The sequence below is a fragment of the Rhodococcus sp. IEGM 1366 genome, from assembly GCF_033142425.1.
Lineage (GTDB): Bacteria > Actinomycetota > Actinomycetes > Mycobacteriales > Mycobacteriaceae > Rhodococcus_F > Rhodococcus_F globerula.
Genome location: NZ_JAWLRZ010000004.1, coordinates 135,860 through 150,275 on the forward strand (window position 1 = coordinate 135,860; position 14,416 = coordinate 150,275).

The 14,416-nt window shown below is 62.9% G+C and carries 8 protein-coding genes; 7 read left to right on the plus strand and 1 reads right to left on the minus strand.

The genetic code is table 11. The features are described from left to right. Position 1: 1 nt before the first annotated feature. Positions 2 to 2,311 carry an FdhF/YdeP family oxidoreductase gene (locus R4P64_RS13390; RefSeq protein WP_233363459.1) on the minus strand — a complete coding sequence of 770 codons (2,310 nt, stop codon included), beginning with the start codon at positions 2,309 to 2,311 and terminating at the stop codon, positions 2 to 4. 82 nt (positions 2,312 to 2,393) lie between these two features. Between R4P64_RS13390 and R4P64_RS13395 the strand changes: the two genes are divergently transcribed. The 7 genes from R4P64_RS13395 (at position 2,394) to ndk (ending at position 14,368) form a co-directional block, all read left to right on the plus strand. Further along, entirely contained in the window at positions 2,394 to 3,002 is a 609-nt protein-coding gene (locus R4P64_RS13395) for a GNAT family N-acetyltransferase (protein WP_317821207.1), read from the plus strand. Then, positions 3,002 to 5,029, plus strand: a complete 2,028-nt coding sequence (locus R4P64_RS13400; protein WP_033232878.1) for an alpha/beta hydrolase family protein — start codon at positions 3,002 to 3,004, stop codon at positions 5,027 to 5,029. Before R4P64_RS13395 ends, R4P64_RS13400 begins: the two co-directional genes overlap by 1 nt. Positions 5,030 to 5,175: 146 nt before the next feature. Next, entirely contained in the window at positions 5,176 to 9,309 is a 4,134-nt protein-coding gene (locus R4P64_RS13405) for a bifunctional nitrate reductase/sulfite reductase flavoprotein subunit alpha (protein WP_317821209.1), read from the plus strand. A gap of 72 nt (positions 9,310 to 9,381) precedes the next feature. Then, a complete protein-coding gene (locus R4P64_RS13410; RefSeq protein WP_116102844.1) occupies positions 9,382 to 12,063 on the plus strand; it encodes a valine--tRNA ligase in 2,682 nt (893 codons plus the stop codon). Between the two features lie 44 nt (positions 12,064 to 12,107). Continuing rightward, the gene (folC, locus tag R4P64_RS13415) at positions 12,108 to 13,514 is read left to right on the plus strand and encodes a bifunctional tetrahydrofolate synthase/dihydrofolate synthase (protein ID WP_033233167.1); all 1,407 of its coding nucleotides are present in this window, start codon (positions 12,108 to 12,110) and stop codon (positions 13,512 to 13,514) included. Next, on the plus strand, positions 13,511 to 13,930 hold the full coding sequence (locus R4P64_RS13420) for a DUF4233 domain-containing protein (RefSeq protein WP_033232883.1): 420 nt from the start codon (positions 13,511 to 13,513) through the stop codon (positions 13,928 to 13,930). The genes folC and R4P64_RS13420 overlap by 4 nt, the downstream gene beginning before the upstream one ends. Before the next feature lie 18 nt (positions 13,931 to 13,948). Next, complete coding sequence (gene ndk / locus R4P64_RS13425) at positions 13,949 to 14,368, plus strand: nucleoside-diphosphate kinase (protein WP_045066939.1); 420 nt, start codon at positions 13,949 to 13,951, stop codon at positions 14,366 to 14,368. The last annotated feature ends 48 nt before the right edge of the window (positions 14,369 to 14,416 follow it).

Sequence of the window (14,416 nt, forward strand, 5' to 3'; positions counted from 1 at the left end):
CTCAGGCGCCTGATGCTTCGAGTCGAACCGTGACGGCCTTCGACACCGGCGTGTTCGATTTGGCTGCAACATGTTCGAGAGGGACGAGGGGATTGGTCTCCGGGTAGTAGGCCGCAGCGTTGCCGCGCGGCGTGTCGTAGGAGACTATGCGGAATTCCGAGACCCGACGCTCTTCCAGCGTGCCGTCAGGTGTTGTCCACTCGGACACTATGTCGACGAGATCGCCGTCGCGGAATCCGAGTGCGGTGATGTCGTCGGCGTTGACGAGAATGACCTTGCGGCCGCCCTTGATCCCGCGGTAACGATCGTCGAGGCCGTAGATCGTGGTGTTGTACTGGTCGTGGCTTCGCATGGTCTGCAGAATCAATCGGCCGCTAGGGGTGGGCAGCCACTTCAGTTCGTTGACGCCGAAGTTGGCTTTGCCTGTGTGCGTGTGGAATTCGCGCGAATCGCGCGGCGGGTGTGGCAATTGGAATCCGTCGGGTTGGCGGACGCGGGTGTTGTAGTTCTCGCAGCCCGGCACGACGCGTGAGATGGAGTCGCGGATCAGGTCGTAGTTTCCCTCGAAGGCGGACCAGCGTACGGAGTGATCACTGCCGAGGAGTTCGCGGGCGAGTTGGCAGATGATGGCGACTTCACTGCGCAGGTACGGGCTGACCGGGTTCAGTCGCCCGCGCGAGAGGTGCACCATCGACATGGAATCCTCCACGGATACCAGCTGTTTGCCGCCGGCTTGGACGTCGAGGTCGGTGCGGCCCAAGGTGGGGAGGATGATCGCAGTTTGCCCGTGGACAACGTGGCTGCGGTTCAGTTTGGTGGAGACCTGAACGGTGAGTTCGCATTGGCGCAGCGCGGTTTCGGTGGCGGCGGTATCGGGGCTGGCCTGGATGAAGTTGCCGCCCATCGCCATGAAGAAGCTTGCCTTACCTGCGTTCATGGCCCGGATCGCGTCGACGGTGTCCCAGCCGTGCTTTCGCGGCGCCGTGATCTTGAACTCGGTGTCGAGAGCGGCCAGAAATTCTTCCGGCATCTTTTCCCAGATGCCCATCGTGCGATCGCCCTGGACATTGGAGTGCCCGCGAACGGGGCAGACACCGGCGCCTGGCTTGCCCATCATTCCGCGCATCAGCAGGAGATTCACGGCTTCCTCGATGGTCGCGACTCCGTGTGCCTGCTGAGTCAGACCCATCGCCCAGCAGATGACGGTGCGTTCGGAACGAGCGAGGGCCGACGCTGTTTCGGTCAGTTGCGCCATCGTCAGCCCGGTTGCTTCGAGAACGGTGTCGAGATCAACAGCGCGAACGTTCTTTTCGTAGTCGTCCCAGCCCGCGCAGTACGTGTCGACAAATGCGCGGTCGACGACCGTGCCCGGGTTGCGGTCCTCTTCCTCGAGGAGAAGTCTGCCGAGTCCCTGGAACAACGCCATGTCGCCGCCGAGACGAATCTGCAGGAATTCGTCCGCGATGTCGACACCGTGACCGACCACGCCGGAGACCTTCTGCGGATCCTTGAAGCGTCGCAGTCCGGCCTCGGGAAGCGGGTTGACTGCGATGATCTTGGCGCCGTTGCCTTTTGCCTTCTCGAGTGTCGAGAGCATTCGAGGGTGATTGGTGCCCGGGTTTTGCCCGGCGATGAGTATGAGGTCGGCGTTTTCGAGGTCGGGAACCGTCACGGAGCCCTTGCCGATGCCGATCGACGCGGTGAGGGCGCTGCCCGACGATTCGTGACACATATTCGAGCAGTCCGGCATGTTGTTCGTGCCGTAGCTGCGAATCATCAACTGGTACAGGAACGCGGCCTCGTTGGAGGTGCGACCGGACGTGTAGAACACGGCTTCGTCAGGGGAGGTGAGGGAAGTCAGGTGATCGGCGATCAGCGCGTAGGCGCCTTCCCAATCGATGGGTTGGTAGTGCGTCGCACCGGGAGTGAGCACCATCGGGTGCGTCAGGCGTCCTTGCTGACCGAGCCAGAAGTCGGTCTTGCCGTCGAGTTCCGCGATCGAGTGCTCGGCGAAGAACTCCGGTGTGACGGTGCGCAGAGTCGCTTCCTCGGCAACGGCCTTTGCGCCGTTCTCGCAGAACTCGGCGGGCTTGCGGTGACCTGGAGTTTCGGGCCACGCGCAACCGGGGCAGTCGAAACCGTGGCGTTGATTGAGCCTGGCCAAGGTGCGCGCGGTCCGGAGAGCGCCCATCTGTTCGACACCACGTTGCAACGAGACGAGGACAGCGGGAACGCCCGCGGCGTAATCCTTCGGGTGCGTGACCTCGAGGTCGGATTCGTCGATGTCCTTGATGGGGCCCTTGCGCGTCATGACTCCATACTCTCCCGAATGCGACGGGTATGCCATGAAAGCGGAAATGTGTGTCGCCGCGCCTTGCCGGTACGCTCGCACGATGGGTGTGAACGTGCGGCCGGCTGAAACCGCAGATATTCCAGCACTTGCAGAAGTCCTCGCAGACGCGTTCGAGGATGACCCGCTGATGGTGTGGATACTGCCCGACGAGGAATCTCGACGCGCGCGGTTGGCACGTTTGTTTGCCGCCGAAGTTCGATACCACCACTTGGCCGGAGGTGGGTCGGAAGTAGCGGTCGACGAGAACGGCGTGGTCGGGGGAGCGGCACTCTGGGATCCACCGGGGCGATGGAAGCAGTCGACGTGGGAGTCCGTGATCAGTTTTCCGGCGATGGTGCGCGCATTGGGAACCCGCATGATGGTGGGTGCCGAAGTGGGTGGGGTCCTCGAGAAGGCTCACCCACAGACGCCGCACTGGTATCTCGCCACCATCGGTACCGGAGCACAGGCGCGCGGCGGCGGGTACGGCAAGGCGCTGCTGAACTCGAGGCTCGATCGGTGCGATCGCGATCGGATACCGGCTTATCTCGAATCCAGTAAGAAGGAGAACATCCCGTACTACAACCGTTTCGGGTTCGTAGTGACCGATGAAATCGTGATACCTGATGGAGGACCTACCGTTTATCCGATGTTGCGGGAGCCGAAGTGATGTTGCCTGAACTGCACGGCGGTACGCCGTTCGACGAGTTGGACGATTACATCGCCTTGCCGAGACTGTCGGGTCTGGCACTCTCGGTGGACGGATCGAGGCTGATCTGTGGGCGCGCGGTTCTCGACGACACCGGTACCGAATACGTATCGTCGCTGTGGGAATTCGATCCGCAAGGCCGTCGGCAGGCCAGACGATTGACCTGGGGCACAACCAGCGAGTCCGGTGCCACGTTTGCTTTCGACGGCGACATCCTCTTCACCGCAACACGTTCCGTGCCGGGGGAGGACTCGCCGCAACCGGCACTGTGGCGGTTACCTGCCGACGGTGGTGAGGCGAGCGTGGTGTGCCGTCGCGGCAGCGGCGTGTCTTCGGTGACGGCCGCGCGGTCGGCCCCGACCTTTGTTGCGCACACCCCGGTGATGGCGTCGGCGCGTGGGCTGGAGCACGACGACGAGATCCGCGCGGCCCGCAAGGACGGCAAGGTCACGGCGATGCTCCACACCGGTTATCCGGTGCGGCACTGGGATCACGATCTGGGGCCGGATCAACCGCATCTTGTTGTCGGGGAATCCGATTCGGAGGGTGCTGTTGTCCTGCGCGACGTGACACCGAGCGCCGGTGCGGCACTGCGCGAGGGGTCGATGTCGATCAGCGCTGACGGTTTGTTTGTCGTGTCCACGTGGGCCGTGGGAGATTCCGGCGCTGCCCGTCGCTCGACCATCGTGCGGATCGACACGGTGAGCGGGGATCGAGCCACACTGGTGGACGACGCCGAGGCCGACGTGCACAGTCCGTCTGTGTCCCCGGACGGCACTCGCGTCGCGTTCATTCGCGAAACTCTCACAACTCCGGATCATGCGCCACGAGTGTCCTTGGGGCTCTACGATTTCCGGACGGGTGCCGTAACCGCTGTTGCCGACGGCTGGGATCGCTGGCCGACGTCGCTCGCGTGGCTCTCGGACGGATCGGGCTTGGTCGTCACTGCCGACGATGGCGGTCGCGGGCCCGTCTTCACGATCGATCTGTGGGGTCAGCCTGTGCGGCTGACCAAGGATGCTGCCGCCTACACCGACATTCGAGTGTCTGCGGAGGGTGAGTTCCTCTACGCGCTGCGCGCATCGTACGAGGCTCCGCCGCACGTGGTGCGTATTGCTCTTCGCTCGGGTGAGGTATTGCCGTTGCGCGGGCCTGACGCGTTGCCGGAACTGCCCGGCACCCTGACGGAGATCAGCGCCAGGGCGCAGGACGGGACACAGGTTCGGAGTTGGTTGGCGTTGCCGACCGGTGCTGCTGCTCATGCGCCGGTGCCGTTGTTGTTGTGGGTGCACGGTGGTCCGTTGAATTCGTGGAACACGTGGTCGTGGCGGTGGAACCCCTGGCTGTTGGTGGCAAAGGGGTACGCGGTGCTGTTGCCGGACCCGGCCTTGTCCACGGGATACGGCCAGGACTTCGTGCAGCGGGGGTGGGGCCAGTGGGGCAAAGCTCCCTTCACCGACTTGATGGCTGTGACCGACGCCGCCGTGGCACTTCCCGAGATCGATCCGAACCGCACCGGCGCAATGGGCGGTTCATTCGGTGGCTACATGGCGAATTGGATTGCCGGCCATACCGACAGGTTCGACGCGATTGTCACCCACGCGAGCCTGTGGGCGCTGGATCAATTCGGTCCGACGACGGATTCGGCGTGGTATTGGCAACGGGAAATGTCACCGGAAATGGCCGTCGACAACTCACCGCACCTCTACGTGGCGGATATCAACACCCCGATGTTGGTGATTCACGGCGACAAGGACTACCGCGTTCCGATCGGTGAGGGGCTGCGCCTCTGGTACGAACTTCTTGCGGAGTCCGGATTGCCTGCCGACGCTGACGGAAAGACCGATCACCGGTTCCTCTATTTCCCGGACGAGAACCACTGGGTCCTCAAACCGACGCACACCAAGATTTGGTACGAGGTGGTGATCGCTTTCCTGTCCGAGCACATCCTGGGTGAGGACGTCTCCCTGCCGGAGATACTCGGCTGATCAGGACTGTCGGCGCCTCACATCGCGGCAAACGTCGCCGTGAGGAAAGAGTGATTGACCCGCAACGTCGGACACGAAGGCTCGAAACATCGGCATCCGATGATCGATATCGACCTTGATTCTCGGTCGAAGGGATGCAAGGAACGATGGGCGCTCAACTCGGTACTACTCAGCTCGGAACCACTAGTGTCGACACACTCTGCGCATACTGCGGAGTGGGTTGCGGTCTGGTGCTCGACATCATCACCGATCCGGAAACGGGACGTAGGAAAGCGGCACAGTCGTCGGGTCTGAAGACTCACCCCACGAATTTCGGGCGGTTGTGCACCAAGGGCAGCACAACTGCGGACATGTTGGCCGGGCCTGGGCGCATGGAGTCCGCATACCTACGGCCCAGTCGCGGCGGTGCGATCGAGGCAGCGGACATCGATGCTGTGATCACCGAGACGGCGCACCGTCTGCGCGCGATGGTCGACGAGCATGGCCCGGATGCCGTTGCGTTGTACGTGTCGGGGCAGATGTCCCTCGAAGCCCAGTACCTGTCGAACAAACTGGCCAAGGGATTCATCGGAACCAATCAGATCGAATCCAATTCTCGGCTGTGCATGGCCAGTGCCGGCACCGGTTACAAGCAGTCCCTGGGCGCCGACGGACCGCCCGGTTCCTACCAGGACTTCGAACACGCAGATGTGTTCTTCGTGATCGGCGCGAACATGGCGGACTGCCATCCGATCCTGTTCCTGCGGATGATGGAACGCGTCAAGGCGGGCGCGACATTGATCGTCGTCGACCCTCGACGCAACGCCACTGCCGACAAGGCAGACCTGTTTCTTCAGATTGCACCAGGCACGGATCTTGCGCTGCTCAACGGACTGCTGCACCTCCTGGTCGAGGACGGTCGCACCGATCCCGAGTTCATCGCCGAGTTCACCGAAGGCTGGGAGGTCATGCCCAGCTTCCTCGCGGAGTACACGCCGGACAAGGTCGCTGAGATCACCGGTATTCCCGAGGCGGACATCCGCGCCGCCGCCCGGTTCATCGGTGAGGCCGGCAACTGGATGAGCTGCTGGACAATGGGTTTGAATCAGAGTACCCACGGAACGTGGAACACCAACGCCATCTGCAACCTGCATCTCGCCACCGGCGCGATCTGCAAAACCGGTAGTGGCCCGTTCTCGCTGACCGGTCAGCCGAACGCCATGGGTGGCCGCGAAATGGGATACATGGGGCCAGGTTTGCCTGGTCAGCGTGCGGTGATGTTCGACGGCGACCGTGAATTCGTCGAGGACCGGTGGGGCATCCCACACGGGTCGCTGCGCACGGACGTCGGCGGTGGAACCATCGACATGTTCACCCGGATGGCGGCCGGAGAGATCAAGGCGTGCTGGATCATCTGCACCAATCCCGTTGCAACGGTGGCCAATCGAAAGACGGTGCTCGCCGGCCTGGAGCAAGCTGAGCTTGTCATCACCCAGGACGCATTCCTCGGCACCGAAACGAACGAATACGCCGACGTTCTGCTCCCGGCGTCGTTGTGGACCGAATCCGACGGAGTGATGATCAACTCCGAACGCAACCTGACGCTCTTCCAGCAGGCGTTGGACCCGGTCGGCCAAGCATTACCGGATTGGCAGATCATCGCCCGGATCGCGTGCGAGATGGGTTATGCCGACGCATTCACCTATACGTGTGCAGAGGACGTGTTCGAGGAGATCAAGCAGTTCTGGAATCCGAAGACCGGTTACGACCTGAGGGGCGTGACGTACGAGCGCCTCCGCAAGAACTCGATCCAGTGGCCGTGCCCACCCAACAGTGATCAGGACCGCCACCCCATTCGATACCTCAATGACGGTGTCAGTCAGCAATTGCTTGTCCGGGACGACGGCAGTACTCCGCGCCTCGCGTTCCCTACCGCCAGTGGCCGCGCGTCGTTCTTCGCCCGGCCACACATGCTGCCCGCCGAAATGCCCGACGACGACTACCCGTTCCTGCTCAACACCGGACGTCTGGCACATCAGTGGCACACCATGACCAAAACCGGCAAGGTCGCCAAACTCAACAAACTCAACCCCGGCCCATTTGTCGAAATGCATCCCGACGACGCCGCTCGGTTCGGTATCGCCGACAAGGACGCGATCGAGGTTGCCTCACGCCGCGGCCGCGCGGTGCTGCCCGCTCTGGTCACCGACCGGGTGCGCCCGGGGAACTGCTTTGCGCCATTTCACTGGAACGACGCATTCGGTGAATACCTGACCATCAACGCCGTCACCAACGATGCAATCGATCCGGCGTCGCAGCAACCGGAGTTCAAGGCCTGCGCTGTCACCTTGACCAAGGTCGCCGTCAGAGCGCCGGAAGCTACTCCCGTCGAGAGGACAACGCACGTGTCGAGGGTCGACGTTCTCGCTGATGTCTTCGGTCAAACCGATGCGCCTGCACCAGCATTCGATCCACTCGAACAGCAGTATCTCGCCGGACTTCTCGCCGCGCTGCGATCGGATGCCGACCGTACGCCTGGGGTCCCGACCTTGCCACCGACTGCGCCCTTCGATTCGGGCAAGCGGATGTGGGTCGACGGTGTCCTGGCCGGCTTGTACTCACGATCTCTCGTTTCGGGTGGCCCCCCGAAGCCCGACGCGCAGCGGGAACAGATTGTGGTGCTCTGGGCGTCGCAAACCGGCAACGCCGAGGGATTTGCCGCAGCCTGTGCGACTCGGTTGGGGGGAGCCGGATTGCCGGTGCGGGTATACGGGATGGACGAGTTCTCGGTCGCCGATCTTGCGGACACTCGTGAACTGCTGCTGATCACCAGCACGACCGGCGACGGAGATCCGCCGGACAACGGCAGCGGATTGTGGGACGCGTTGACCGGGGACGAAGCGCCTTCGCTAGCCGGGACCCGCTATTCCGTCATCGCTTTCGGTGACTCCAACTACGACGACTTCTGTGGTCACGGGCGCAAACTCGACGCTCGGCTCGCGGAACTCGGCGCAACCCGCATCGTTGATCGTGTCGATTGTGAACCGGACTACGAGGACGATGCTGCCGGTTGGTTGGACGCAGTCGCGACTGCAGTGGGAGACGTGACTGCAGTAGGAGATCAGCCCAGCCCCGTTGTGGTCGGAACGTCTCGTGTGAGTTCACCGCCGGACAGTTCGTGCCAGTACAGCAAGAAATCTCCACTGATCACCAGCCTGACCCGAAATGTTGTTCTCAATCGCCCGGGTTCGACAAAAGATGTGCGCCAGTTGGGCTTTCATCTGCCGGAGGGCACCGTCAGCTACGAGGCCGGCGACGCACTGGGTGTCTGGCCCCGCAACAGCACTCCGATCGTGGACGAGTGGCTCTCGGTTTCCGGTCTCGACGGCGAGAGCACAGTCGAACTGGGGGAGTACGGCGCGATGACGCTGCGTACCGCGCTCTCCGAACGCCTCGAGATCACCCGCGTCAACAGTGATCTGCTCCGATTCGTGCATCAGCGAACCCGGGACACTGACCTGGCGGAACTGCTGAAGCCCGAGAACAAGGCTGTACTCAAGGATTGGTCGTGGGGCAGGCAATCCGTCGACGTGTTGGCCCAGTCTCCGGTTCGGGCTTCCGTCGACGACTGGCTCGGCGTGCTCAAACCTCTTCAACCGCGGCTGTATTCGATTTCGTCGAGCCCGAAGGAGAATCCCAACGAGGTGCAGCTGACTGTCTCCGCCGTCCGGTACAACGTTGTGGGCGTCCCGCGGCGCGGGGTGTGCTCGACGTACCTGGCCGATTACGCCGGTAGTGACGACATCGGCATCTACGTGCAAAAATCCAGTCATTTCCGGCCGCCGTCGGATCCTGCGGCGCCCATGATCATGGTGGGGCCTGGCACTGGCATCGCGCCCTTCCGAGCGTTCCTGCACGAACGGCGAGCATTGGGGCATACCGGACCGAACTGGCTGTTCTTCGGGGAACAGCACGCCGCTACCGACTTCTACTACCGCGAAGAAATCGAAGAGCTCCGCCGAGACGGATTCCTCACAGAACTCGACGTCGCGTTCTCCCGGGACCAATCGGAGAAGATCTACGTCCAGGACCGAATGCGTGAGCGGGGTGCGCAGCTGTGGGAGTGGCTGCAGAACGGCGCACACTTCTACGTGTGTGGTGACGCCGAGCGGATGGCCAAGGATGTCGACGGCGCCTTGAGCGGTGTGGTCGCACAATACGGAAAGCTTGCACCCCGTAGCGCCGAGGCATACGTCAAGGCACTGGCAGCGGAGAAACGCTACGTACGTGACGTCTACTGATTTACGAAGCCTCAGTTGCGGCGGTGAGAGGTGCAAATTCACGCTGGACGGGGGAGTCATTAGGATCAAGGCGTGACCAGTGCAGCTCCAGAGAACCCGCAGACCCCCGCCGACGCCCTCCCCAAAAGCTGGGACCCCAGTGCTGTAGAGGCTGATTTGTATCAGGGCTGGGTGGATGCGGGTTACTTCCGCGCCGACGCCACCAGCGACAAGCCCGGATACTCGATCGTGCTTCCGCCGCCGAACGTGACCGGCAGCCTGCACATGGGCCATGCGCTCGATCACACCCTCATGGATGTTCTGAGCCGCCGCAAGCGGATGCAGGGCTTCGAAGTTCTGTGGCTGCCGGGCATGGACCACGCCGGTATTGCGACGCAGTCCGTCGTCGAGAAGCAGCTGGCAGCAGAGGGCACCAAGAAGGAAGACCTGGGGCGCGAAGCCTTCATCGAGAAGGTCTGGGAGTGGAAGCGCGAATCCGGTGGCACCATCGGCGGCCAGATGCGCCGCATCGGTGACGGTGTCGACTGGAGCCGCGAGCGCTTCACGATGGACGAGAACCTCTCGCGTGCGGTGCAGACCGTATTCAAGCGCATGTTCGACGAGGGCCTGATCTACCGCGCCGAGCGTCTGGTCAACTGGTCGCCCGTGCTGCAGACCGCGATCTCCGACATCGAGGTCAAGTTCGAGGACGTCGAAGGTGAGCTCGTTTCCCTTCGCTACGGTTCACTCGACGACAGCGAGCCGCACGTGATTGTCGCCACTACCCGTGTGGAGACGATGCTCGGTGATACCGCGGTGGCGGTTCATCCCGACGACGAGCGCTACAAGCACCTGCTCGGAACCACGCTCGAGCACCCGTTCACCGGCCGTCAGATCCCGATCATCGCGGACGACTACGTCGACCCCGAGTTCGGAACCGGCGCAGTCAAGATCACGCCGGCTCACGACCCCAACGACTTCGAGATGGGTGTCCGGCACAACCTGCCCATGCCCACCATCATGGACAAGACCGGCAAGATCGCCGACACCGGAACGCAATTCGACGGCATGGACCGCTTCGAAGCGCGCGTCAAGGTTCGCGAAGCTCTGGCCGAGCAGGGTCGCGTCGTCGCCGAGAAGCGCCCGTACCTGCACAGCGTCGGACACTCCGAGCGCAGTGGTGAAGCCATCGAGCCGCGCCTGTCGCTGCAGTGGTGGGTCAAGGTCGAAAGCCTGGCCAAGGCTGCCGGTGACGCAGTCCGTAACGGCGATACCGTCATTCATCCGGCCAGCCAGGAGCCGCGTTGGTTCGACTGGGTCGACAACATGCACGACTGGTGCATCTCGCGTCAGCTGTGGTGGGGTCACCGCATCCCCGTCTGGTACGGCCCCGAAGGCGAAGTTGCCAGCTTCGGTCCTGACGAGACGGCACCAGAAGGCTGGGTCCAGGACCCTGACGTTCTCGACACGTGGTTCTCGTCCGGTCTGTGGCCCTTCTCGACCATGGGATGGCCGGAGAGCACCGCCGAACTCGAAAAGTTCTACCCCACCAGCGTTTTGGTGACGGGTTACGACATCCTGTTCTTCTGGGTTGCTCGCATGATGATGTTCGGCACGTATGTCTCCGAAGACGAGTCGATCACTGCCGGAGCCGGCAAAACGGGTCCGCAAGTTCCGTTCAAGGACGTGTTCCTGCACGGGTTGGTCCGTGACCAGTTCGGCAAGAAGATGTCGAAGTCGCGTGGCAACGGTATCGACCCGCTGGATTGGGTCGAGCGTTTCGGTGCCGACGCCCTGCGGTTCACGCTCGCCCGCGGTGCAAACCCCGGCAGTGACCTCTCCGTTGGTGAGGATTCCGCACAGTCCTCGCGCAACTTCGCTACAAAGCTGTTCAATGCCACCAAGTTTGCACTCATGAACGGCGCTGCACCGGCACCGCTGCCGGCGCGCAGTGAGCTCACCGACGCCGACCGGTGGATTCTCGATCGCCTGGATACCGTTGCAGCCGAGGCCGATTCGGCGTTCGATCGCTACGAGTTCAGCAAGGCGTGCGAAGGCCTGTTCCACTTCGCGTGGGACGAGGTCTGTGACTGGTACCTCGAATTGGCGAAGGTTCAGTTTGCCGCCGACGAAACCGTCGCCGCCAACACCCGCGCGGTGCTCGGCAACGTGCTCGACGCATTGCTGCGCCTGCTGCACCCGGTCATCCCGTTTGTGACGGAGACCCTGTGGAAGGTGCTCACGGGCGGTGAATCCGTTGTTGTTGCCGAGTGGCCGACGCAATCCGGCAATGCCGTCGACGCTGATGCTGCTACTCGCATCGAGGACACCCAGCGTTTGATCACCGAGGTTCGCCGCTTCCGAAATGATCAGGGCCTCAAGCCTTCTCAGAAGGTTCCGGCGCGTGCGTCCGGTCTCTCCGAAGCCGGCCTCGACGGCCAGTTTGCGTATGTCCAGGCCCTCGCCAAGCTCACCGAACCCGAAGAAGGCTTCACCGCCTCCATCTCGGTGGAGGTGCGCCTGAGCAAGGGCACAGTCACGGTCGACATCGACACCTCGGGCACCATCGACCTGGGCGCCGAGAAGAAGCGGCTCGAGAAGGACCTGACGGCAGCACAGAAGGAACTGGTCACCGCAGACAACAAGCTCGCCAACGAAGCCTTCCTCGCGAAGGCTCCCGACGCCGTCGTCGACAAGATCAAGACACGCCGTCAGATCGCCGTCGAAGAGATCGAGCGCATCACCAACCGTTTGAAGGAGCTGGGCGACAAGTGAGCTCGGTAGAACCTCCGGAATTCGGGGAGTCCGGTTTCCCGCCGATCAGTTCGGTGCCGACCCCGGTCGACATCGCAGAGTTGGCGCTGGTCGAGGCAGAACTCGACAAGCGGTGGCCGGAAACCAAGATGGAGCCGTCACTCACGCGCATCGAGGCCCTCATGGATGTGCTCGGCTCGCCGCAGCACAACTATCCGTCCGTGCACGTCACCGGAACCAACGGCAAGACCTCGGTGACCCGGATGATCGACTCGCTCATGACCGCGCTGCATCGCCGCACTGGCCGGACCACCAGTCCGCACCTGCAGATCGCGACCGAGCGGATCAGCATCGACGGAGCGCCGATCTCCCCGCGTCTGTACGTGGACACGTTTCGCGAGATCGAACCGTACGTGCAGATGATCGATCAGCAGTCCGAAGCCGCCGGGGGACCGGCCATGAGCAAGTTCGAGGTGCTTACCGCGATGGCGTACGCCGCGTTTGCGGAAGCGCCCGTCGACGTGGCTGTTGTCGAGGTCGGATTGGGTGGACGGTGGGATGCCACCAACGTCATCGACGGTCAGGTTGCGGTCATCACCCCGATCAGCCTCGATCACGCCGAGTACCTGGGCAACGACCTCGCGGGAATCGCGGAGGAAAAGGCCGGGATCATCAAGAAGGGCCGCGAGAGCCTGGTGCCGGTGGACACCGTCGCGATCATCGCCGAGCAGACCCCCGAAGTCATGGAGGTGCTGCTGCGCCGCGCCGTCGAGGTCGACGCTGCGGTGGCCCGCGAAGGTTCCGAGTTCAAGGTGCTTGGCCGCCAGATCGCCGTCGGCGGACAACAGCTCGAACTTCAAGGACTCAGCGGCGTCTACACCGAGATCTTCCTGCCGCTCCACGGTGAGCACCAAGCGCGCAATGCGGCACTGGCCCTTGCAGCCGTCGAAGCCTTCTTCGGGGCGGGGCCCGATCGGCAACTCGATCAGGACGCCATTCGCGCCGGTTTTTCCTCCGTCGTCAATCCTGGTCGCCTCGAACGAGTTCGGAGTGCGCCGACGGTTTTCCTCGACGCGGCACACAACCCGGACGGAGCGCGCGCACTCGCGGCGGCGCTGGCGGCCGAGTTCGACTTCCGCAAGCTCGTCGGAGTGGTCAGCGTCATGAAGGACAAGGACGTCGACGCGATCATGACCGCGTTCGAGTCCGTGTTCGACGAGATCGTGGTGACGCATAACGGTTCACCGCGCGCGATGGACGTCGAGGAACTCGCGAACATCGCCGTCGCCAAGTTCGGCGACGAGCGGGTGGTCGTCGCTCCGCAGTTGGTCGACGCCTTGGAGACCGCCATCGAAATTGCGGAACAGGTGGCCGAACCAGGCGAAGCAGTATCCGGGGCAGGTGTTGTGGTCACCGGATCCGTCGTGACAGCCGGCGCGGCCCGCACATTGTTCGGAAAGGACCCAGCGTGAGTACCCCGTCAGAATCGAACCCGGAGTCCGGGCGATCTCAGTTCGGCGCGCCGACCAAGGATCCGTGGAAGGGTTTCCGCGGAATTGCGTCGGGAACCTTGATTCTCGAGGTGATCGTTGTCCTGCTGACGATCCCCGTCGTGCAGGTTGTCGGCGACGGACTGAACTGGTTCTCCGGTACGTACATTCTGGGCTTGGCAGTGTTGATGATCCTGGGCTGCGGTATCCAGGGACGTCCGTGGGCGATGAAGTACAACATTGCTCTGCAGGTCCTGCTGATCCTCGGGTTCTTCGTTCACTACTCCATCGGCATCATGGGAATCGTCTTTGCCTTGGTGTGGGCGTACCTGGTCTACCTGCGTAAGGACATCGCGCGACGGATGGATGAGGGCCTGCTTCCGGGTCAGCGCGACTGACCATTTAGGCTGGCCGACGTGACTGAGCGCACCCTCGTACTGATCAAGCCCGACGCCGTTGCCCGTGGATACGTGGGAGAAATCCTGAGTCGTATCGAGCGCAAAGGCCTGACCATCGCAGCACTCGACCTTCGCACCGCTTCCGAAGACGTGGCTGGTAGCCACTATGCGGAGCACGCCGAGCGTCCGTTCTACCCGAGCTTGTTGGAGTTCATCACGTCCGGTCCGTTGGTTGCCGTAGTGCTCGAAGGCCCTCGCGCCATCGCCGCATTCCGTCAGCTCGCCGGCGGTACCGACCCCGTCGAGAAGGCGCTACCGGGCACGATTCGTGGCGACTTCGGTCTCGAATCGCAGCAGAACCTGGTGCACGGAAGCGATTCCGTCGAATCTGCCGAGCGTGAGATCGCGCTGTGGTTCCCGGCTCTGTCGTCCATCTGACTCTTCGACGCGTTTCCCCGAGCAGTACTTGTCCCACATTGGTGCGCC